19 protein-coding genes are annotated in these 20,634 nt (G+C 67.1%); 9 read left to right on the forward strand and 10 right to left on the reverse strand.

Annotated features, from left to right (window positions below; genetic code table 11):
• Window positions 1-41: 41 nt before the first annotated feature.
• Entirely contained in the window at window positions 42-1,235 is a 1,194-nt protein-coding gene (locus tag R5W23_RS11375) for a sugar phosphate isomerase/epimerase family protein (RefSeq protein WP_320686420.1), read from the reverse strand.
• A 168-nt stretch (window positions 1,236-1,403) separates the two neighbouring features.
• Between R5W23_RS11375 and R5W23_RS11380 the strand changes: the two genes are divergently transcribed.
• Together R5W23_RS11380 and R5W23_RS11385 are read left to right on the forward strand one after the other, a co-directional pair.
• Window positions 1,404-2,660 (forward strand): TIGR02996 domain-containing protein, encoded by a 1,257-nt coding sequence (locus tag R5W23_RS11380; protein ID WP_320686421.1) that lies wholly within the window; start codon window positions 1,404-1,406, stop codon window positions 2,658-2,660.
• Window positions 2,661-2,670: 10 nt separating this feature from the next.
• Window positions 2,671-3,093 (forward strand): hypothetical protein, encoded by a 423-nt coding sequence (locus R5W23_RS11385; protein ID WP_320686422.1) that lies wholly within the window; start codon window positions 2,671-2,673, stop codon window positions 3,091-3,093.
• A 141-nt stretch (window positions 3,094-3,234) separates the two neighbouring features.
• Here R5W23_RS11385 and R5W23_RS11390 read toward each other — a convergent pair whose 3' ends face one another.
• Together R5W23_RS11390 and R5W23_RS11395 are read right to left on the reverse strand one after the other, a co-directional pair.
• Complete coding sequence (locus R5W23_RS11390) at window positions 3,235-3,672, reverse strand: hypothetical protein (protein WP_320686423.1); 438 nt, start codon at window positions 3,670-3,672, stop codon at window positions 3,235-3,237.
• A 170-nt stretch (window positions 3,673-3,842) separates the two neighbouring features.
• A complete protein-coding gene (locus R5W23_RS11395; protein WP_320686424.1) occupies window positions 3,843-5,222 on the reverse strand; it encodes a sulfatase family protein in 1,380 nt (459 codons plus the stop codon).
• A 167-nt stretch (window positions 5,223-5,389) separates the two neighbouring features.
• Here R5W23_RS11395 and R5W23_RS11400 point away from each other — a divergent pair, with 167 nt between their 5' ends.
• Window positions 5,390-6,436, forward strand: coding sequence for an NHL repeat-containing protein (locus R5W23_RS11400; RefSeq protein ID WP_320686425.1), 1,047 nt, complete (start codon window positions 5,390-5,392; stop codon window positions 6,434-6,436).
• A gap of 16 nt (window positions 6,437-6,452) precedes the next feature.
• Here R5W23_RS11400 and R5W23_RS11405 read toward each other — a convergent pair whose 3' ends face one another.
• Window positions 6,453-6,839 carry a hypothetical protein gene (locus R5W23_RS11405; protein ID WP_320686426.1) on the reverse strand — a complete coding sequence of 129 codons (387 nt, stop codon included), beginning with the start codon at window positions 6,837-6,839 and terminating at the stop codon, window positions 6,453-6,455.
• A gap of 148 nt (window positions 6,840-6,987) precedes the next feature.
• On the opposite strand from R5W23_RS11405, the gene R5W23_RS11410 reads away from it, so the two are divergent.
• Window positions 6,988-8,172, forward strand: a complete 1,185-nt coding sequence (locus tag R5W23_RS11410) for a sialidase family protein (RefSeq protein WP_320686427.1) — start codon at window positions 6,988-6,990, stop codon at window positions 8,170-8,172.
• A gap of 35 nt (window positions 8,173-8,207) precedes the next feature.
• Window positions 8,208-9,239: a low-specificity L-threonine aldolase gene (ltaE, locus tag R5W23_RS11415; RefSeq protein WP_407936119.1), complete on the forward strand. Its 1,032-nt coding sequence runs from the start codon at window positions 8,208-8,210 to the stop codon at window positions 9,237-9,239.
• A gap of 3 nt (window positions 9,240-9,242) precedes the next feature.
• Here the strand turns inward: ltaE and R5W23_RS11420 are convergent, their stop codons facing one another.
• The 3 genes from R5W23_RS11420 to R5W23_RS11430 form a co-directional block, all read right to left on the reverse strand.
• Window positions 9,243-9,647 (reverse strand): TIGR03066 family protein, encoded by a 405-nt coding sequence (locus R5W23_RS11420; protein ID WP_320686429.1) that lies wholly within the window; start codon window positions 9,645-9,647, stop codon window positions 9,243-9,245.
• A gap of 124 nt (window positions 9,648-9,771) precedes the next feature.
• The gene (locus R5W23_RS11425; protein WP_261190484.1) at window positions 9,772-10,173 is read right to left on the reverse strand and encodes a TIGR03066 family protein; all 402 of its coding nucleotides are present in this window, start codon (window positions 10,171-10,173) and stop codon (window positions 9,772-9,774) included.
• A 52-nt stretch (window positions 10,174-10,225) separates the two neighbouring features.
• Window positions 10,226-11,563, reverse strand: a complete 1,338-nt coding sequence (locus R5W23_RS11430; RefSeq protein ID WP_320686430.1) for a Na+/H+ antiporter — start codon at window positions 11,561-11,563, stop codon at window positions 10,226-10,228.
• A gap of 1,873 nt (window positions 11,564-13,436) precedes the next feature.
• Here R5W23_RS11430 and R5W23_RS11435 point away from each other — a divergent pair.
• Genes R5W23_RS11435 through R5W23_RS11450 form a run of 4 tightly spaced genes read left to right on the forward strand, consistent with a single transcriptional unit; the run spans window position 13,437 to window position 16,671 of the window.
• Window positions 13,437-14,513, forward strand: a complete 1,077-nt coding sequence (locus tag R5W23_RS11435; RefSeq protein ID WP_320686431.1) for an NHL domain-containing protein — start codon at window positions 13,437-13,439, stop codon at window positions 14,511-14,513.
• Between the two features lie 33 nt (window positions 14,514-14,546).
• The gene (locus R5W23_RS11440) at window positions 14,547-15,389 is read left to right on the forward strand and encodes a DNA/RNA non-specific endonuclease (protein WP_320686432.1); all 843 of its coding nucleotides are present in this window, start codon (window positions 14,547-14,549) and stop codon (window positions 15,387-15,389) included.
• A gap of 17 nt (window positions 15,390-15,406) precedes the next feature.
• Complete coding sequence (locus tag R5W23_RS11445; RefSeq protein WP_320686433.1) at window positions 15,407-15,781, forward strand: nuclease A inhibitor family protein; 375 nt, start codon at window positions 15,407-15,409, stop codon at window positions 15,779-15,781.
• Window positions 15,782-15,798: 17 nt separating this feature from the next.
• A complete protein-coding gene (locus R5W23_RS11450) occupies window positions 15,799-16,671 on the forward strand; it encodes a DNA/RNA non-specific endonuclease (RefSeq protein WP_320686434.1) in 873 nt (290 codons plus the stop codon).
• 9 nt (window positions 16,672-16,680) lie between these two features.
• Here the strand turns inward: R5W23_RS11450 and R5W23_RS11455 are convergent, their stop codons facing one another.
• The 3 genes from R5W23_RS11455 to acnA form a co-directional block, all read right to left on the reverse strand.
• A complete protein-coding gene (locus tag R5W23_RS11455) occupies window positions 16,681-17,142 on the reverse strand; it encodes a DUF4328 domain-containing protein (protein WP_320686435.1) in 462 nt (153 codons plus the stop codon).
• A 27-nt stretch (window positions 17,143-17,169) separates the two neighbouring features.
• Window positions 17,170-17,715, reverse strand: a complete 546-nt coding sequence (locus R5W23_RS11460; RefSeq protein WP_320686436.1) for a hypothetical protein — start codon at window positions 17,713-17,715, stop codon at window positions 17,170-17,172.
• Window positions 17,716-17,869: 154 nt separating this feature from the next.
• Entirely contained in the window at window positions 17,870-20,626 is a 2,757-nt protein-coding gene (gene acnA / locus R5W23_RS11465) for an aconitate hydratase AcnA (RefSeq protein WP_320686437.1), read from the reverse strand.
• Between the last annotated feature and the right edge of the window lie 8 nt (window positions 20,627-20,634).

Genomic DNA, 20,634 nt, shown 5'->3' on the forward strand with positions numbered 1-20,634 from the left:
TCAACAGAACGGGGGACCGAAGCCCCCCGTCGCGAACCACGTCACGCCTTCAGCGCGTCGTCGTGCCGGCCCCAGCTCGGCGGCAGGTCGGCCTTCCGGCAGTTCGCCAGCGCCGTCTTCGCGCCGGCGAACTTGTCCGCGTCGTTGTCCTCCCACTCGATGCTCACCGCGCCCTCGTACCCCACGCGGTTCAGCTCGATGAAGATCTCCTCCAGCGAGTTGGCGTCGCGCTGTGTGCCGGCGGTCACGAACTTCCAGCCGTTGGTCCAGTGGCCCATCGACCGGTGCCCGCCCAGCAGCCCGCCGCGGCAGTGCTCGCGCTCCACCTGCACGCCCTTCACGTGCGCGCAGTGGACGTACTTCTGGAACTCGCGGATGAACTGGATCACCGACACGTTCTGCCATTCCATGTGCGAGCCGTCGAGGTTGAACCCCACGACGCCCTCGTACCCGGCCTTGTTCATGTGGTTGATGTAATCCGCGGCGCTCTCGAGGTCGCCCATCGCGCGCTCGGACGGGTGGCACTCCAGGTCGTAGGTCACGCCTTGCTTCTTGCACTCGTCCCACACCGGGCCGAACCGCTCCACCAGCAGTTCCAGCGACACCTGGTACACGTCCGGCAGCGCGTGCCCGTCAATTTCACCGGGGAGCCACGGGAACAGGAACCAGTGGCTCCAGCAGTGGGCGGGGCTGCCCACGAAGCCGGGCACCGCGACGCGGCGGTTCTGCAACTTGGACAGGTGCCCGGCGTACCGCACCGCGGCCAGGAGGTCGCGCTGCGCCTCCTTGTGCATCAGCGCGCCGACCTCGTCGGGCACGTACATCGGGTTGGTGCGCGGCGGGTTGTTGCCGGCGGCGCGCCACGCCTTATAGGCGCCCCGGGCCTCGCCCTTCCCGGAACAGAAGTTGAGGGTCTTGGCGCTCGGCTCGTCGCCCAGCACCTGCCCCTGGAGGTGCGTTGCGACGGTGAAGATCTCCAGCCCGTGCGCCTTCGCCAGCGCGACCCGCTCCTTGGCGTACTCGGCGGCGCCGGCGTCGGTGTCGCACCGGCGCAGGTCGAGTTCCCAGGACGCCTCTTCCCAGCCGTCGAACCCGGCCCCGGCGATGAACGTGAGCCACTCCGACTCGGGCACCCCGCCGAACTGGCCGCGGACGAGCCCGATCTGGTGGTAGCTGCCCTTGCCGGGCCGGTGAACCGGCTTGCCGCTCTCGTCAACGGTCTGCGCGAATCCCATGAGGTGCCCCCGGAGAGTGAGTGTTCGATGACGTTTAAGCGTGTCAACGCACCGCAGACTTTACGGCAGGCGCGGGTGCGGGGCAAGCGCGCCGCGGTGCGGTTTCCGCCGGCCCGGGACCGGTTCATCGCATTGCACCGGCGGCGGCAACCAGGCACAATAGCGCGCATGACCGACCGCGAAGCGTTCATCGAAGCCATTGCCGCCCGCCGGGACGACGGCACCGTGCGGCTGGCGTTCGCCGACTGGCTCCAGGAGCACGGCGAGGAAGACCGCGCCGAGTTCGTGCGGCTGTCGCACGCTCTCGCCGCATGTTCCCGAGAGCAGGAAAAGCCGAACCCGATTTCGGCCGAACTCCAGCGGCTCCGAAAACAGGTTCTCAACCTGCTGGAGACCCACGGCCCGCGGTGGTTCGACCCGTTCTGTCGCGCGCTCGGTCAGGAATCCGTTTTCGGCCACCGCGGGCGACGCTCGGCTCAGGCCTACTGGACGGGCCGACTACGCCTCGACAATCCGTCTTACCAACGCGATTTCGATTCGGGCCAAATCGACCTGAACGAACTGTCGGCCGGCGTGTTCTCAGGCATCAAACTGCGGCACGGCTTTGTGCAGCAGGCGACCGTTCTTCTCGCATCCGAGTCCCATGTTGGTGACGTAGCAGGTGCGTTCCGATGCGAACCGGTCGAGGAGTTGACCATCCGAACGGCCGCCGCCCCGGACCAGTGGCGCCGTTTGAACGTGCCGTCCCTGGCCCGCATCCAAACGCTCAACGTCGAAGCGCCGCCCGAACCCACTCCCCAAGCAATTGAAGTGTTCGACGAGGTGCTCGCGGGAGAGCACTGGTCAGGGGTGCATGACTTCTACCTCGCGTGCTCGGACGCCGATCTTGAACTCCAAGGCGGATACGCAGCCCGGCTGCTACGGGCGCCACTACTGTCCGGCCTCAAAACGCTCTGGCTCCGTGACGCGCAACACGACCTGATGCCCCTGGTATGTTCGCCACGGCTGACATCACTCCGCTGCTTCATCGCCCTGGGCTGTGAACCGGCTGACGCGGTTTTTCGTGCTCTTCGCGATGCGTCGTTCCGGCCGAACGTAGACGTGCTTATCCTTTCACTCACGTGTCACAGAATTGACGAGAGCGTCGAGGCGCTCACCTCGGCTCCGTGGCCGAAGCTACGTATGCTTGCGCTTGAGGAGGTGACCGACGCCAGCGTCCGTCATCTGCTACCTCTCGTTCCTCAACTCACTTACCTATACCTGAGAGGCAAAATGATGACCGACGCCGGAGCTGCCGCGCTGGCCGCCGCGGTTAACCCCGAGTACCTCCAGACCTTGGACCTGAGTTACAATCCGCTGTCCGAAAGTATGGTAGCCGCGCTTCGCGCCCGATTCGGTAGCCGGTTCAAGTTCACTCCCGCGTAAATGAAACCATATGACTGCTGACCGACTGCTCTGGTGGCTGATGCGTCTCGACGCCTGCGTGGTCCTTTGCGCGGCCCCGTGCGCGCTGCTGCCGTTTGAATGGATGAGTACCGTTCACCGCGACTGGCTCGGGTTGGGGGAACTGCCCGACGCCGTCATCACCCGGTACATGGCGCGGTCGCTGTCGCTGCTGTACGCGCTGCACGGCGCGGTCGTGTTCACGATCACCATCCGCTGGCGCGAGTACCGGTCGATGGTGCCGGTGCTCGCGTACCTCCACACGGCCCTCGGCGCGGGCGTGTTCCTCGCGGACCTGAACGCCGGCGTGCCCTGGTGGTGGGTGGCCTCTGAAGGCCCCGGGCTGGTCGCGTTCGGGTTGGTCAAGCTGTTCCTGTACCGGCGCGCAAGTCGGGCTGGGCCGGTTGCTTCTTGAGTGATGAGTGCCCGGCCACGTGCGGCGCGCGCCGCTCTCCTGACCGCTTGGTCGGCGCCCCGATGGCTTGGGGGCGATGGAATACGCCAGACTACTCGAAGCCCGGCGGGCGCAACTGGCTGGGTTGTGAAGAAGGTCCAGTCAAATGGCCGGATCGAACCCGTCGAGGCCGGCGAGGAACTCGCGGAACCGGCGCACGAGTCCGGCGAGCACATCAGGCGAAACCGGTCGCTCAAGAGCCGCGTGAACCCCGGGCACCCCGAGCCCTTCTCCGTGGGCGGTGAGAGTCACCACGAACGGCTTGCGCCACGCCGACCGCTCCGCAATCGCCGCGGGTACGGACTCCCACCCCGGCGCCGTCGGGACCAGCACAACAGCATCCGGCTGGGCGAGGACGGCGAGGTCCACGGCCCCTGGGCCGACGGTCGTCGTAACCACATCACACCCGACCGTTTCCAGCGTCAGGGCAAGAACTTCGGAGTCACGCTCGCGGTCGGCGGCCACCAGCACCGACAGTCCGCGCTGGGGCAATTGGTTCGAAACCGAGGGCCGAACGGACGGGGTCGTCAGCGCCGCCATGCCTATACTCCACTAAGTTAATTCCTTAAGTAGAGTAACACATTGCCAACCAGACGCAAGCGCAGAGTTTCCCGCCACTGGCTGCTTTGTCAGGTCGCCGCCGACCGCTGCCGCCTGAACCGGCGGAGGGGTCAGGAGAACGGCAGGCATTTGCGGGGTCGCAAACGCGGTCATTCGTGCTGATCCTTTATCAGCCACGGGTCGTTCGTCTTCTTACGCCAGTCGGCGAGCTTCGCACGCAGGTCGTCCAGCACCTTTGCGGCGCCGGCGTCGGCGGCGATGTTCTTCAGTTCGTTCGGGTCGGCCGTGAGATCGTACAGCTCCTCTTTCGGACGGTGCAGAAACGCCCCCACCGCGCGCCGCCCCATCATCGTGTCTTTACGCTTCAGAACGCCCTGCCACATGTCTGAGCCCCACAGGTCGCTGGCCGACGGGAACTCCAGCGGGTGCGCGAGGTTCAGGATGTACTTGTGCGTGCGCGTGCGGACGGCCCGCATGGGGTAGTACATCGTGACCTCGTGGTACTGGTGCGACGCGAACGCCGCGTCCCAGCCGTCCGCCTTTTCGGTCTCCAGCACCGGCAGCAGCGAGCGCCCCGGCAGCGGCGCGTCCTTCTTACCGACGGGCGCCGGCTTCACGCCGCACCAGTCGAGGACCGTCGGGGCGATATCCGTCCAGCTCGCCATCGCACCACACGCGACACCGGGCTTCTGGCCCGGCTTCCGCACGATGAGCGGCAGGTGGATGCCGGCGTCGTAGAGCGTGGCTTTCGCGCCCGGGAACGGGATGCCGTTGTCGCTCAGGAAGATCACCAGCGTGTCGTCGAGCTTCTTGGCGGCCTCCAGTTCCTTCAGCACCAACCCGACGCCGTGATCGAGGCGCGCGACCGACTGGTAGTAGTCGGCGAGTTCGCCCCGGGTTTCGGCGTTGTCGGGGAGGTGGTACGGCACCGGCACCGTTTTCGGGTCGAACGTCACGGCCGGGACACTCGCGGGGTACTTGCCGTCGTTGGCGAAGCCCTTCGCTGCGCGGTGCGGGTCGGTGAACCCCACGAGCAAGAAGAACGGCTTCTCGCCGCAGTCCGCGATGAACGTCTTCGCCTGCTGGGCGATCTGCACCGGGTTGCGCCCGCCCCCCGGCACCTCCACGTCGAACGGGTACACCTCTTTCGGCTGAACGTGCAACTTCGCGATCACGCCGGACCGGTACCCCGCCGGTCCGAGCAGCGCGGGCAGGCCCTTCACGGTCTTGAACGAGGACGCGTTGTGCGTCGCGTGCGCGAGCCCGTACTGCCCGCACTGGTGTGTCGGCATCCCGGTGAGCAGCGTGGCGCGGCTCGGACTGCACGACGCCACCGACGCGAAACCGTGCGTGAACCGGGTGCCGTTCTTCGCCAGGGCGTCGATGTTCGGCGTCTTCGCCACCGGATCGCCGTAGCACCCGACCTGAAAGCCGAGGTCGTCGGCGACGAGCAGCACGACGTTTTTCGGGGCCGCGCCCGCGGGGAACGCGGGCGCGAGCGCAAAGGCCAACGCGAGAAGCAAACGCATAGGGGGGCTCCACGGGCGAGGTGCCGCGAAGTGTAGGCACCCGAACGCCCGGGTGCAAACCGGTTCCGGTCAGGCAAAAAACCGACCGCTCGAACGTTTGCGTCCGCCGCAGCGGGCGTTTACACTCGGCCGTCCCACCCACCGACCCAACAACCAACGCTCTCCACATGAACCGTCGCGAATTCCTGGCCGCCGCCGCCACCGCTTCTTCCGGCCCGATCCTGCTCGGCATGACGCGCAAGGCAGAAGAGAAGAACCCCGTCATCGGGGTCGAGGGGCACAAGTACGAGTGCGTCCACAACTGGGGCGAGTTGCCGGGCGGGTACGAGTGGCAAACGACCCACAACGTCGCACTCGACGCCGCGGGGAACGTGTACATCACGCACCAGGGGTCGAAAGCCACCAGGGCCAATCGCGACACGGTGATGGTGTTCGACCCGAAGGGGAAGTTCGTCCGGTCGTTCGGCAAGGAGTGGATCAACGGCGGGCACGGGATCGCCATCCGCAAAGAGGGCGGCGAGGAGTTCATCTACCTGTCCAACACCTGGGAACAGCCGAAGCTGGTGAAGACCACCCTGAAGGGCGAGGAGGTGTGGCGCAAGGGCCGCCCCGAGTGCAAGGAGTACGAGAACCCGAAGGCCGCGTACAGCCCGACCAACATCTCCTGGCTGCCCGACGGCGGGTTCACCGTCGGCGACGGCTACGGCTCGCACTACATGTTCAACTACGACAAGGACGGCAAGCTCCAGAAGGTGTTCGGCGGCGCGGGCACCGAGCCGGGCAAGTTCAAGACCCCGCACGGCCAGTGGCTCGACGACCGCGACCCCAAGAACCCGGTGCTGGTGGTGTGCGACCGGGCGAACGCGCGCCTGCAACGGTTCACCCCCGACGGTACGGCGATCGACGCCACCGAGGGCGGCAAGGTGGTGCTGTTCCCGGCCCACGCGAAGACCCGGGGCGACGTGCTGCTGGTCCCCGACCTGCACGCCCGCGTGAGCCTGTTCGACAAGGAGAACAAGCCGATCGTTCACCTGGGCGACGACGCCGCGTGGCGCAAGAAGGTGCTGGACGGCTTCAAGGTCCGCTCCCAGCCGAAGGAATGGCTGCCGGGCAAATTCGTCCACCCGCACGACGCCGCGTTCGACGCCGACGGCAACATCTTCGTGGTCGAGTGGGTCAGCACCGGCCGCATCACGCTCCTGCGCAAGGTGTGAGCGCGTTCGGCGCCGCTCACCGCCGGAGGACGAACCGGCCCGAATCGCGGCGGCTGTTGAAAGTCGCGTCGAAGGTCGTGCCGGTGACGACCGCGGTGGTGCGGAACGTGCCGAACGGCCCCAGCGGCTTCTCCGCGGCGAGCACTACGACGCCATCGCCCCGCCCGACCACGTCCATCGTGGTCGAGTAGCGGAACGGGATCACCTTCGCGAACCGCCCGCGGTAGGTCACGCGGTAGGCGTCGTCCCCCTGCGGCGTGAACCGGGCGTGAAGGGGGCCGGTGTGGCCGTTCGCGTCGCTCACCCAGTACCCGGACCACTTCCCCGAAAGCTCGGGCGCCGGTTGTGCGAGTGCCGCCGCGGGCAGCACGCCGGACACGAAGACCGCCAGAAACAGCCGCATGGGTTCGACCTCGTGAGAATCGGGTATCCATCTTGTTATTTCGCGGCGCGGCCGGGCCGGTCCACAGCACTTCGCGGCGGTGAACCGGGCGAGCTGCGGGCGTCCTGCGCGTTATTCCGGTCGTAACGGATTCACGGAGCTTGCTACCATGTTGCGCCTCCTGCCCGTGCTCGCGCTGGCCCTGTGCAGCGCGCCCACAACCGCCGCAGAGCCGGAAAAAATCGACGTGTTCGCGGCCGGCTCGGGCGGGTACGCGATGTACCGCATCCCCGGCATTGTGGTGACCCAAGCGGGCACGGCGCTCGCGTACTGCGAGGCCCGCAAGACGGGCAGCGATTGGGCCACCATCGACATCCTGCTCCGCCGCAGCACCGACGGCGGCAAAACGTGGGACGATCCGAAGAAGGTCGCGGACGTGAAGGGGCCAAAGGAGCGGAACCCGGTCGCGGTCGCGAAGAAGCTCGGGAAGCCGGACGATGTCACGTACAACAACCCCGTCATGATCGCGGACCGGTCGGGCGCCGTTCACCTGCTGTTCTGCCTCGATTACATGCGGTGCTTCTACTCCCGGTCGGGCGACGACGGCAAAACCTGGAGCGAACCGACCGAGATCACCGCCACCGCCTTCGAGCCGCTCAAGAAAGCCCACGACTGGAAGGTCATCGCGACCGGCCCCGGCCACGGCATTCAGCTCAAAGGCGGGCGGCTGGTCGTCCCGGTGTGGCTCGCGCTCGGGACCGGCGGGGGCGGCCACGGCGACAGCGTAGCCGCGACCATTTACAGCGACGACGGCGGCAAAACCTGGAAACCGGGCGAGGTCGCGGCCCCGCGCACCGCGGACATCCTCAGCCCGAACGAATCGACGGTGTGCGAGCTGGCCGACGGGTCGGTGATGTTCAACGCCCGCAGCCCGTCGAAGGCGAACCGGCGGCTGGTCACGATCAGCGCCGACGGCGCCACCAAGTGGAGCAAGCCGACGTTCGTCGACGCGCTGCCGGAGCCCCTTTGCATGGGGTCGCTCCTGAGCGTCCCCGGCACGAAGCTGGTGCTGTTCAGCAACCCCGACAACCTGGATAAGGCCGGTGCCAAGTCGCCCCCGGCGCCCGGCACCGGCCGCGACCGCAAGAACCTGACCGTGCGGCTCAGCGACGACAGCGGGAAGACGTGGGCCGCGAAGCGGAGCGTGGAAGCGGGGTTCAGCGCCTACTCCGACCTCGCGCTCGCGAAGGACGGCACCGTGCTGCTCTTCTACGAGCGCGCCGACGAGAAGGGAACCAAGTACGGGCGGCTCACGGTCACGCGGTTCCCGGTCGAATGGGTCCGCGGGAAGTAGAACGAGTGAGTTCGCCCTCTATCCGCGAGCGCCAGATGATCGACCTCCGCAGCGACACCGTGACCAGGCCGACGCCCGGAATGCTGGCCGCGATGACGGCCGCCCCCGTCGGCGACGACGTGTACGGCGAAGACCCGACCGTCAACGAGCTGGAGCGCCGAACGGCCGCGCTGTTCGGACTCGAAGCGGGCCTGTTCGTCCCGAGCGGGACGATGGCGAACCAGATCGCGGTGCGGGTCCACTGCCGCCCGCAGGACGAGGCGCTGCTCGAAACCACCAGTCACATCCGGCTGTGGGAGGCCGGCGGCGCCGCGGCGCTGAGCGGGGTCACGCTCACCCCGATCGACAGCCCCACGCGGGACGGCCGGCTCGGCGCGAGCGACTTCGCGGGCCGGGTTAGCCCGGACGACATGCACTCGGTGCGCACGCGGCTGGTGTGCCTTGAGGTGACCCACAACCGCGGCGGCGGGACCGTACTCTCACCGGATGCGATCGGCGACATCTCCCGCTGGGCGCGGCAGCACAACCTCGCCATGCACCTCGACGGCGCCCGGGTTTGGAACGCGATCGTGAAGACCGGCGTGCCCGCGGACGTGTGGGGCCGGATGTTCGACACGGTCAACGTGTGCTTCAGCAAGGGGCTCGGGACGCCGGTCGGGTCGATGCTGCTCGGCCCGCGTGACTTGATCGCGCAGGCGCGGCGCATCCGCAAGCTGTTCGGCGGCGCGATGCGGCAAGTCGGGTTCCTCGCCGCCGCGTGTCTGTACGCGCTCGACCACCACATCGAGCGCCTGGCCGAGGACCACGAGAACGCCCAGGTCATCGCGAAGGCGGTCGAAGAGGTGCCCGGATTCACGCTCGCCCCGCGCACGGTCGAAACGAACCTCGTGTGGTTCGAGGTGGACGCGCGCCACGGGAACGCGAAGGCGGTGGCGGAACGGCTCAAGGCGAAGGGGGTACTGGTCGCCCCGCTCGGGGCGCATGTGGTGCGGGTCGTCACACACCTCGACGTGTCCCGCGAGCAGTGCCAGAAAGCGGCCGGTGCGATCCGGGCGCTCGCGGGCTGAAGGCTACTTGTCGCCCGGGTTCGGATCGGGCTTCTTCTTGATCCGGGCGAACTCTTCCTTCAACCCGTCGGGGTCCACAACGATGAGTTCGTGTGTGGTAAGCTTTTTGATGGTCAGCGTCTCTTTCTTAACCGCCCCGCCCTGGTTGACCTCGTAGGGGAGTTCGTTGCCGACGACGCGATACGAGCCCTCGTACAACGACACCCGACCGTTCCCGAGCCGCTGGCGGATCACCATCTTCCCGCCCTGGTGGAAGTCGAGTTCCACGTCGGTGCTCGTGCCCCCACTCGAGTCGAGTGTCATCCGCCAGGTGCCGACCACCTTTTCGGCGTCGGAGCGCTCCTTGGGCACCGGCGCCGCTCCAAGAGCACCGCACACCACACACAGCACGACGAACGCGTGTCGCATAACCGGCTCCAGTGGGGCACTCCAGTCTGGAGCAAACCGCCGCCTCCTGTCAAGCGGCGAGGAGGCGTGGTGAACAAGTGCTCGCGCCGGATTGGAACGACAGCCGGGCTCATGTCACCCGCGGTCACTTCTCGGGCTTCGCCTTCACCTTCTTGAACGCGGCCTCTTCGTTGTCCTTGCTCTTGCCCGCCATTTCGTCGTCGGTCAGCTTGGTCAGGGTAACCGTGTCCTTCACTTCCTCATTGAGCACCTTGAGCGCGAAGGTGAGTTTGTCGCCTTCCAGCTTGTAGGTGCCCTCAATCTTGACTTCCTTCCCCTCCGCCCCGTCGGTCAGGACGACCTTCCCGTCCTTGGTGAACTCCACCACCATGTTCTCGTTCTTCTTGGACTTGTCTTCGGCCTTCTTGGACTTGATCGGCTGCCATTTGCCGATCAGCTTCTTGGCGTCAAACTTCTCGTCGGCCGCTCCCGCCGCGGTTCCGGCGGCCAGAGCGAGTGCCATCCCGATTCCGAGTAAAGTCCGCATCAACGTGCTCCTGTGTACGGGCGCCGCGCGGTGCCGCGCCGGTGAGCACACATTACGTGTCCGTCGAATCGGTGTCTGCGCGGGCCTCCCACTCCCGTTCCGACTCGTCCGCGTCCTCGGTCCGCGGCGGCGGCACGGCCGAAACGCCCAACCCCTTAATCAACAGGGGCAGCGTCAGCCCTTGACCGACGAGGGTAGCAAAGATGACCGCGAACGTGAGCAACTGGATCAGGTCGCGCCCCGGGAACGGTCTCCCGTCTTCGGTCGTGAGCGGCAGCGCCAGCGCCGCGGCGAGCGACACCGCGCCGCGCATCCCCGTCCACCCCACCACCGTCACGCTCCGCCACGACGGGTACGGCCCCGCGCACCCGAGCCGGTTATCAACCCACCGCGGCACGTACGCGCCCGGGAACATCCACAGCAGCCGCGCGACGATCGTCGCCCCGCACACGCCGGCGGCCCCGATGGCCAGTTCGCGGGGCGTGTGGGTGGTGTCCCCGAACTGCTCCAGGATCTGCCGCAGCGCGAACCCCACCAGGATGAACACCAGCCCGTTCAGCAGGAACTCGATCCACTCCCACACGGCGCGGGCTTCCTCGAACAGTTCGTGCGTGAACACTTCCTCGCACCGGTTCCCGATCCACAGCCCGGCGGACACCGCCGCCAGCACCCCCGACAGGTGGAGGTGTTCCGCGGTCAGGTACACCGCGAACGGCGTCAGGAGGGTGACCGTAATCACGAGCTTGCTGTCCGCCACGCCGCTCCGATCGAGCCACCGGTGGAACCGGTACACGAGCCACCCGCCCGCCACACCGACCCCGACCCCGCCGGCGCTGACCAGCACGAACTCCCCGCCGGCGTCCGCCAGGGAGAACGCGCCGGTCGCCACGGCCGCGACCGCGAACCGCAACGCGACCAGCGCGGTCGCGTCGTTGACGAGGCTCTCACCCTCAAGGATGGTGACGATCAGCCGCGGCACCCGGAGCCGCTGGGTGACCGCGACCGCCGCGACCGCGTCCGGCGGTGAGACGATCGCCCCGAGCACGAACGCAACGGCCCACGGCAGGTCGAGCAGGTAGTGGGCCGCCGCCGCGACCGCCGCCGTGGTGAACAGCACGAGCCCCACCGCCAACAGCGTGATGGCACGCAGTTGCGCCCGGAACTCGGGCCACGGGGTCCGGAACGCCGCCGCGTACAGCAGCGGCGGCAGGAACAGCAGGAACACGACCTGGGGGTCGATGCGGAACCCCGGCACCCACGGCTGGAGCCCCAGCAAGAGCCCGCCGACGACCAGGAAGATCGGTTCCGCCACCCCCAGTTTGCGCGCGATCAGGGCCAGCGCCACCGTGACCGCCAGCAGGGCCAGGACCAGTTCGACCGGGTGAACCACCGCGCACCTCCGTGACTCGCATTCACACGAGCATATCCGGTGCGCGTTGACGCCGACAGCCCGACCCGCGTACCCTCTCCTCAACCCCGGAGGTTCTCCCGTGCCCCACCCACGCGCGATCGCACCGCTGCTCCTGTTGCTCTCCGCGTCACCCGCGTGCGCGGGCACGATCGCACTCGTCGCCGGCGCGGTGACGGCCCGACGGCACGGAACCGACCACCGCCAAACTGCTCCAACCGTCCGCCGGTGCGAGGTGTGGGCGGAAGCCTCTTTGACGAGAGGTGCGGGGATCTGTGAGGCAGACGGGTACGTGGATGCGCAGAGCTTTTCAGACGTGATTCTTACTCACGACAAGGGTTGTGGCAGGAGCGGGAGGCGTAAACCGGTAGTGCAATCACGGCCGAACCAAACGCGGCATAGGCGCTTTGGGCGGAATGATTACAATCGTCCTAGACTCACTCGGATACGGACTGTCGTACAGGAGACCATCTTTGTCAAGGAAGCTGGGCATGTACTCCCGGGGATAGGGAGTCCTTTTTTCCTCCCACGCTTGGTGAGCATTCATTCGACCGTGGTGCTCACCCTTGTCCAACGCTTTCTCTCCAGGCGGAGGGGGCACAACCCCGCCAGGGCGCCGAAGAATACAAATGGTTCTGCATGTGTCAACGCCATCCTTGCGATCGTAGTGGATGTAAACCCTGTCGCCAACTTTAACATCAGTAATGCGGTAGGTGTCAGCAGACCACGTCTTGGCATACCCACCTTTGGCCAGCTCGCTAGCGAGTGCGAATGTCTTGGCCGGAACCTCTGGATAGTGCTTCTCCTTTAACGACAACTGGGCACCCGTCCTGGGGTTAAACTCCTCGATGAGCAGCCTATGTTCAGGCCAGTACAACGTAATCCCTTGGGCGTCTGCCTTCTGGACAAATCCAGAAGTGGTACGGTCCGAGAAATTCCACGTGAACGGAACAGAAGGATCGGGCGGAGGTCCCGAATCCCACGGATCTGCCACCTGCGGCCTCGCTTGTTTTTGCCCCCCCGGAACCTGTACCGGGGGGGCAAAAAACATAATCGCAACAGTTAATCCCGTCAGCATACGAGTTACTCCAGATCGCGCATCACTCCCAGCTTAGGCAGGCACAAGATCGTAAACTCCTGTATCGTCCATTACAAGCGTGCTGCCTTGGAGCTTCAAGCTAGGCCCCCCCGGAGGCAAAGCCAGTGTGGTATTACGGCGGCGCGAAAGATAAGCAGGGCTGAAGCGCTGGATATCACAAGCAATAAGGGCCGGACCGCTGGCGTTAATGCGTATCTTGCGCGCCGCCGTAATACCGCGGGTGTAATTTGCGTGAAACTCGCGTGTGGTAACGCAATCATACGTCACACTCGCCCTGGAAAGGCTTTCAGTCAACGTGGGGCAAAGGCGAATAGAAAATGCCGACAATCACCCAATGAAAGTGAAGAAGTTCTACACCATAGAAGAACCCTTGCGGACGCTGGCGCCGATGCTGCGGTCTGTTCGGCCGGTCAACGGCTCGACGGTGTTCCACGGGTTGCTCACTGCATCCGTTTGGTTGCGGTGTAATCAGACACGCTCGTTGACGAGCCGAGTTCCGCGACCGCCGCTGCTTTCATCTTCTCGGTCCAGTAGGTTCTGCATTCCTCCCGCGTCCATGTCCTCGCTGCGACCCGAGGCTTCGGAATGGCGCCGAATTGCTCTCACTGCAACCAAACCATTCCAAGTGCCAGAACCAGTTCGGCCGGGTGAACCACCGCGCCCCTCCGTGACTCGCACGGAGGGGCGCATATCCGGTGCGCGTTGACGCCGACAGCCCGACCCGCGTACCCTCTCCTCAACCCCGGAGGTTCCGCCATGCCATACCCCCGCGCGATCGCACCGCTCCTCGTGCTGCTCTTCGCGTCACCCGCGTGGGCCGACATGATCGCCCTCGTCGCCGGCGGCGGTGACGGCCCCGACGGCACGGAACCGACCACCGCCAAACTGCTCCAACCGTTCGGCGTGGACTTCGACGCCCGCGGCACCACCTACATCGTTGAGATGGCGAAGGGCGAGCGACTCCGCGCCGTCACAGGTGGGAAGCTGGTGACGCTCGCCGGAACCGAGGGCAAGAAGGGCGGTGAGGGCGACGGCGGCCCGGCCGCGCGAGCCACCTTCAACGGGATGCATTCGCTGGCCGTCGGACCCGGCGGCACGGTCTACCTCGCCGACACCTGGAACAACCGCGTCCGCGTGTTCGACCCGGAGGCCGGCACCGTGAAGGCGTTCGCCGGCACCGGAACGAAGGGCTTCTCCGGCGACGGCGGCCCCGCGAAGGACGCCAAGTTCGGGGGCGTGTTTTGCGTCGCTTTCGACCCGGCGCAGAAAAACCTCTACGTCACCGACCTCGACAACCGCCGCATCCGCAAGATCGACATGAAGACGCAGACCGTCACGACGGCCGCGGGGAACGGCGAAAAGGGCGTGCCGAAGGACGGCGAGAACGCGCGGACGCAACCGCTGGTCGATCCGCGGGCGCACGCGGTGGACCGGGACGGCAACCTGTGGGTACTCGAGCGCGGCGGCCACGCGCTGCGCGTGGTGGATCCGAAGGGGACGATTCGCACCGTCGCCGGGACCGGGAAGGCCGGCCGCGGCACGGGTCCGGCGCTCGAGGCCGCCATGAACGGCCCCAAGCACCTCTGCGTCGATAAAGACGGAACGGTCCTGATCGCCGACACCGAGAACCACCGGATCGTGCGGTTCGATCCCAAAGCGAGCACCCTCACCGCCGTGGCCGGAACCGGTAAGAAGGGTAACAGCCTGGGCGGCGGCGATCCGCTGAAGGCCGAGTTCAACCAGCCGCACGGCGTGACCGTTCACCCGAAAACCGGCGACATCTACATTTCCGACGCGAACAACGGCCGCGTGCTCAAAATCACCCGCGAGTAGAGCCCGCGGCGCCCCTCCGGACCGAGGTTGCCAATGACACGCATTTACCTGCTCCTCCTCGCGGTCGGGTTGGCCGCGGTGCCATCAGCCGCGCAACCGCTCAAGCCCCTCGCGAACCGCAACGTGCGGTTCGGGATGCCGGGCGAGGCGAAGGCCGACCCCGACAACAAAGAGGCGTACCTGATCGAGCGCCCGCAGTACGTGCTCTCCTACAACGACAAGCGCAAGACCGCGAACTGGGCCTGCTGGCAGCTCGCGAAGAAGGACATTGGCAAGGTCGCCCGCGGGGCGTTCGCGCCGGACAAGGGGCTGCCGAAGGACTTCACCGCGATCGGGTCTGGCGTCTACACCGGCAGCGGCTTCGACCGCGGCCACCTCGTCCCGTCGAAGGACCGCTCGGACACCGAGGCCGACAACGACGCCGTGTTCCTGATGACCAACGTCGTGCCGCAGTCGCCCAAGTGCAACCAGGGCGCGTGGGAGAAGTTCGAGCGGTACTGCCGCGAACTCGCCGAGGACGGTAAGGAGCTGTACATTGCCGCCGGTCCGTATGGGATCGGCGGGACGGCCGGCGACGGCACCAGGAAGATCACCATCGGCAAGCACGCGCCGTTCGTCACCGTGCCCGCGAGCGTGTGGAAGGTGGTGCTGGTGCTCGACCGCGGCACCAACCCGAACCGGCACAGCCGCGCCATCGCGATCTGGATGCCCAACGACGGCACGGTTGATGAATACGACTGGGCCAAGTACCGCGTCCCCGTGGCCGAAGTCGAGAAGAAAACGAAACTGAAGTTCTTCCCGCTGGTCACCGAAGAAGTCGCGACAGCGCTCAAAGAGAAGGCGGACGCGGTCCGGGTCGCGCCACACAAAAAGTAACGAACGCGAGGCGAAGAATGGCGAAGCAAGACCCTGTCCTGAAGGAACTCCGATCGGCCGCCAAGGGGCTCCTGTTCCCGAGCGAGACGGACGCGCCGCTGGAGGCGTTCGCGTGGCCCGGCGGCGACGGCCCGCCCGACGAGGCCGCCGTTCGTGCGAACGCTAAAGTTGATGCCGAGGCGCCGGTCGAGCGCCTCACGCTGGCGGAACTCACCCGCACCATCCCCGACGAGGGCCGCGGCCCGTTCCTGCCGCTGTTCGCGGTGCTGGCCCACCACCTGAGCGGCGCCGCGGTGTTCAAGGTCGGCGAAACCGAGATCGACGTGTACATCGTGGGCCGCACCACCGACGGGCGGTACGCGGGCGTGAAGACCAAGGTCGTGGAGACGTGATTCGCGGGAGCTGAGGAATGGCCTCGAAGAACTTTCTGGACACCCTGACGCCGACCCAGCGGATCGTGGCCGGCGTGCTGATCCTCATCATCGGCGGCATCGCCGCCCTGCTGCGGATTCAGCAGGAGAAGCACGCGCCGCCGGGCGGGCCGACCAACGACAACCGCAACGTGCGGTTCGGGACGCCGGCGCCGGCCGAACGTGACCCGAACAGCCGGGACGCGTACCTCATCGAACGGCCGCAGTACGTGCTGTCCTACAACGACTCGAAGCGGACCGCGAACTGGGTGTGCTGGAACCTGACGAAAGGCGACATCGGCAACACCCCGCGGCTGTCGCACTTCGACCCCGACCCCGATCTGCCGGGCGCGTTCCGCAAGGTGAAGCACGACGACTACACCGGCAGCGGGTTCGACCGCGGCCACCTGTGCCCGTCGAAGGACCGTACCGACAGCGCGGACAACAACGCGGCCACGTTCTACACGACCAACATCGTCCCCCAATCACCGGCGTGCAACCGGGGCGGGTGGGAGCGGTTCGAGTCGCACTGCCGCGACCTCACCCGGGACGGCAGCGAGCTGCACATCGCGGCCGGCCCGCACGGCACCGGCGGCACCGGTGAGAAAGGCCCACACGACACCGTCGGGGGCGCGAAGGTGAACGTCCCGAGCGCGACCTGGAAGGTTGTGCTGGTGGTCCCGCCCGGAACCGCCCGCCCCGGCCCCGACAGCAAAATGCTGGCGGTCTGGATGCCCAACGATCAGAGCGTCCCGGAGGCGTGGAAGCCGTACCAGGTGTCGGTGGCGACGGTCGAGCAGCGCACCGGGTACAAGTTCTTCCCGCTCGTCCCCGACGACATCGCGGCGCCGCTGAAAGCCCGCGAGCCGTAGCGCCCGCGGTCACCACGCCTCGTCGGTCGGGGGCGGCGCATACGCCCCCGGCTTCAGCTGCTCCGCGTACCGCGAGATCTGGCGCCAGTAGAGGATCGCGTACACGAAGGCGATGGGGTACGTGATGAACGCCGGGTAGAACAGCACGCCGCTCGCCAGCAGCGTGAGCAGGGTGAACCCCCGGGTGCGCCCGTAGGTCTCGCGGCGGCTGTGCATCTGGCGGGCCAGGAACTCGTTCCGCAGGGACTCCGCGACCCGCTCCACGGTCACCGTACACCAGACCAAGTTAAAGATCGGGATCAGGTTCAGCCACACCTGCCCCGGCGACATGCGGCGGTTCTCCGGCTCCACCCGGAGCAGCGCCCGCTGGAGCGCCGACAGGAACCCCGCTCCCAGAACAATTGCCAGCACGATCGAGGTGACGAAGCACCCGAGCCCGCACAGCACGCCGAGGAAATCGCTATCGAACATGGGCGGGCTCACCTGAGCGAACGGGGGTCAGCGCCGCGGACGGTCCCACGGCTTGCGGTCGTCGTCATCATCGTCACGGCCCCGGCCCCGCGGCCGGTCGTCCCCGTCGTCGTACTCGTCATCACGGGAGCGGCGCCGCGGCCGGTCGTCATCATCGTCGTAGTATTCGTCGTCCTCTTCGTCGTCCCAATCCGAGCCACGGTAGGGCCGCTCAATTTGTCGGCTCAAGTTCGCGATCTTGACCCAGTACATGATCCAGCACACCAGCCCGGCCAGACCAAATAACGATCCGCAGTACGGGATAATCGAAGCCAGCATCAGACAGCAGTAGGCGAGCCCGATACCGTACCCGTAGTCCTCGCCCCGGCGGTGCCACCGGCGGTACCGAAACTCGTTCCGCAGCGACTCGGCCACGCGGAGGACGTTAACGAAGATCCACGCGATCCCCACCAAAGGGATCAGCGCGAGCCACACCATACCGGGCTCCATCGTCCGGCTGTCCGGGTGGCACCGGTGCAAGGCTTTGCTCAGCGTGAGCAAAAAGAAGATGTTGATCACAAGGCCGATCAACATCGCTACCACGACGAAAAAAATAACAACCGCGAAAAATTCGACGGGGGGGCCACCGTTGTTTTGCGCGAACAAGGTCGGGGGCGACATCACCGCATCCTCTTGAACCGTCGGGTACAAAGGGAGCGGCCCCGCTCGGGACCGCTCAACGTTCGCGTCACTTCGCGGCGAGCAACTGCCGCAGCACGTACGGCAGGATGCCGCCGTTCTTGTAGTACTGCACCTCTTGCGGCGTGTCGATCCGGCACACCGCCTTGAACGCCACCGTCGTGCCGTCGGGCTTCGCGGCCGTCACGGTCAGCTCGCGCGCCGCGCCGTCGAAGTTCTTCTCCAGCCCCGCGACCAGCCCGCCGATGTCGAACGTCTCCTCGCCGGTCAGCCCGTGGCTCGCGGCGCTCTCGCCGGCCTTGAACTGTAGCGGCACCACCCCCATGCCGACCAGGTTGCTGCGGTGAATGCGCTCGTAGCTCTCGGCCAGCACCGCCTTCACACCCAGGAGGTTGGTCCCCTTCGCCGCCCAGTCGCGCGACGAGCCCGACCCGTACTCCTTGCCGCCCAGGATGATGAGCGGGACGCCGTCCTTCTGGTACGCCATCGAGGCGTCGAAGATGCTCACCACCTCGGTGCCGGGCAGGTGCCGGGTGAACCCGCCCTCGACCGGGGTGCCGTCCTCGCGGGGCGGGACCAGCCGGTTCCGCAGCCGCACGTTGGCGAACGTGCCGCGCATCATCACGTCGTGGTGCCCGCGCCGCGCCCCGTACTGGTTGAAGTCCTTCTGCTCCACCCCGTGGTCGAGCAGGTACTTGCCGGCGGGCGAGTCCTTCTTGATGTTGCCGGCCGGCGAGATGTGGTCGGTGGTGATGCTGTCGCCCAAGAGCGCCAGCACCCGCGCCCCGGTGATCTCGGCGATGGCCGGCGGCATCACGCCCATCCCGCGGAAGTACGGCGGGTTGGCGATGTACGTCGAGCTGGCGTCCCACGCGTACAGGTCGCCGGTCGGGACCCGGAGCGCCTTCCACGACGCGTCGCCCTCGTACACCGCCCCGTAGATCCGCTCGAACGACTCCTTCTTGATGGACGAGCCGACCGCGGACGCGACCTCCTCGTGCGTCGGCCAGATGTCCTTGAGGAACACCGGGGCGCCGTCCGCGCCGGTGCCGACCGGCTCGCTGTCCCAGTCGATGTCCACGCGGCCCGCCAGCGCGTAGGCCACCACCAGCGGCGGGGAGGCGAGGTAGTTGGCCCGCACCTCGGGGTGGACGCGCCCCTCGAAGTTCCGGTTCCCGCTGAGCACCGCCGACACCACCAGCCCCTCGGCCCCGACCTCGCGGGACACGGCCTCCGGGAGCGGGCCGGAGTTGCCGATGCAGGTGGTGCAGCCGTACCCGACCACGTTGAACCGGAGCTTCTCCAGGTCGGTCAGCACCCCGGCGTTCGTGAGGTAGTCGGTGACCACCTGCGACCCCGGGGCCAGCGAGGTCTTCACCCAGGGCTGCGTGCTCAGGCCCTTGGCCACGGCCTTCTTCGCCAGCACCCCGGCGGCCATCATGACCGACGGGTTGGAGGTGTTGGTGCAGCTCGTGATGGCGGCGATCACCACCGAGCCGTCGTGCAGCGCGCCCGGCGGCACCGTCACCGCGGCCGGCTCCTTGGCGCCGAACGGCCCGGTCGCCGGGGCGGCCAGCGCCAGCGGCACGGCGGTCGGCTTCTTCACCCCGGCCTTCAGCTTGGGCAGCGCCTCGGCGAACGCCGCCTTCATCGTCCGGAGCGGGACGCGGTCCTGCGGCCGGGTCGGGCCGGCGAGGCTCGACTCCACCGTGGACAGGTCGAGCTCGAGCGTGTCGGTGTAGCTGGCCTCGGGGGTGTGCGCGTCGTGGAACAGCCCCTGCTCCTTGTAGTACGCCTCGACCAGGTTCACCAGTTCCGCGGGGCGGCCGGTCAGGGTGAGGAACCGGAGCGTCTCGGCGTCCACCGGGAAGATGCCGCACGTGGCCCCGTACTCGGGCGCCATGTTCGCGATCGTCGCCCGGTCCGCCAGCGGCAGGTCGGCCAGCCCCGGGCCGAAGAACTCCACGAACTTGCCGACCACGCCCTTCTTGCGGAGCATCTGCGTGACCGTCAGCACCAAGTCCGTGGCGGTGGCCCCCGGGGACAGCTTGCCGGACAGCTTGAACCCGATCACCTGCGGGATCAGCATGGACACCGGCTGGCCCAGCATGGCGGCCTCGGCCTCGATCCCGCCGACGCCCCAGCCCAGCACCCCGAGCCCGTTGATCATGGTGGTGTGGCTGTCGGTGCCCACCAGCGTGTCCGGGTACGCCACGCCGTGCGCGTCGGTGAACACCCCGCGCGCCAGGTGCTCGAGGTTCACCTGGTGGCAGATGCCGGTGCCCGGCGGCACCACCTTGAAGTTGCGGAACGCGTTCTGGCCCCACCGCAGGAACGTGTACCGCTCCTGGTTCCGCTCGTACTCCAGCGCCACGTTGTCGCGGAACGCGCGGTCGGTGCCGTACTCGTCCACCTGCACCGAGTGGTCGATGACCAGCTCGACGGGCACCAGCGGGTTGATCTTCGCGGGGTCGCCGCCGAGCGTCTTCATGGCGTCGCGCATCGCCGCGAGGTCCACGACGCACGGCACGCCGGTGAAGTCCTGCATGAGCACGCGGGCCGGCGTGAACGCGATCTCCACGTTCGGCTCGGCCTTCGGCTGCCACAGGGCCAGCGCGTCGATGTCGGCCTTGCGCACCGCGAGGCTGACGCCCTCGGTGCGGAGCAGGTTCTCGAGCAGGATCTTGAGCGAGTACGGGAGCTTCTTCGCCTGCGGGTGGACCGCCTCGACCGCCGCGAGCTTGTGGATCGTGTACGGCTTACCGCCGACGGACAGGGTGGAGAGGCTTCCGAAACTGTTTGGCATGACTGAAA

Origin of the sequence: Gemmata algarum (assembly GCF_034097035.1) — a bacterium.
Lineage (GTDB): Bacteria > Planctomycetota > Planctomycetia > Gemmatales > Gemmataceae > Gemmata > Gemmata algarum.

Coding starts and splice junctions, on each gene's coding strand:
- R5W23_RS11375 (WP_320686420.1), bottom strand. CDS start 1,235: ATGGGATTCGCGCAGACCGTTGACGAGAGCGGCAAGCCGGTTCACCGG.
- R5W23_RS11380 (WP_320686421.1), top strand. CDS start 1,404: ATGACCGACCGCGAAGCGTTCATCGAAGCCATTGCCGCCCGCCGGGAC.
- R5W23_RS11385 (WP_320686422.1), top strand. CDS start 2,671: ATGACTGCTGACCGACTGCTCTGGTGGCTGATGCGTCTCGACGCCTGC.
- R5W23_RS11390 (WP_320686423.1), bottom strand. CDS start 3,672: ATGGCGGCGCTGACGACCCCGTCCGTTCGGCCCTCGGTTTCGAACCAA.
- R5W23_RS11395 (WP_320686424.1), bottom strand. CDS start 5,222: ATGCGTTTGCTTCTCGCGTTGGCCTTTGCGCTCGCGCCCGCGTTCCCC.
- R5W23_RS11400 (WP_320686425.1), top strand. CDS start 5,390: ATGAACCGTCGCGAATTCCTGGCCGCCGCCGCCACCGCTTCTTCCGGC.
- R5W23_RS11405 (WP_320686426.1), bottom strand. CDS start 6,839: ATGCGGCTGTTTCTGGCGGTCTTCGTGTCCGGCGTGCTGCCCGCGGCG.
- R5W23_RS11410 (WP_320686427.1), top strand. CDS start 6,988: ATGTTGCGCCTCCTGCCCGTGCTCGCGCTGGCCCTGTGCAGCGCGCCC.
- ltaE (WP_407936119.1), top strand. CDS start 8,208: ATGATCGACCTCCGCAGCGACACCGTGACCAGGCCGACGCCCGGAATG.
- R5W23_RS11420 (WP_320686429.1), bottom strand. CDS start 9,647: ATGCGACACGCGTTCGTCGTGCTGTGTGTGGTGTGCGGTGCTCTTGGA.
- R5W23_RS11425 (WP_261190484.1), bottom strand. CDS start 10,173: ATGCGGACTTTACTCGGAATCGGGATGGCACTCGCTCTGGCCGCCGGA.
- R5W23_RS11435 (WP_320686431.1), top strand. CDS start 13,437: ATGCCATACCCCCGCGCGATCGCACCGCTCCTCGTGCTGCTCTTCGCG.
- R5W23_RS11440 (WP_320686432.1), top strand. CDS start 14,547: ATGACACGCATTTACCTGCTCCTCCTCGCGGTCGGGTTGGCCGCGGTG.
- R5W23_RS11445 (WP_320686433.1), top strand. CDS start 15,407: ATGGCGAAGCAAGACCCTGTCCTGAAGGAACTCCGATCGGCCGCCAAG.
- R5W23_RS11450 (WP_320686434.1), top strand. CDS start 15,799: ATGGCCTCGAAGAACTTTCTGGACACCCTGACGCCGACCCAGCGGATC.
- R5W23_RS11455 (WP_320686435.1), bottom strand. CDS start 17,142: ATGTTCGATAGCGATTTCCTCGGCGTGCTGTGCGGGCTCGGGTGCTTC.
- R5W23_RS11460 (WP_320686436.1), bottom strand. CDS start 17,715: ATGTTGATCGGCCTTGTGATCAACATCTTCTTTTTGCTCACGCTGAGC.
- acnA (WP_320686437.1), bottom strand. CDS start 20,626: ATGCCAAACAGTTTCGGAAGCCTCTCCACCCTGTCCGTCGGCGGTAAG.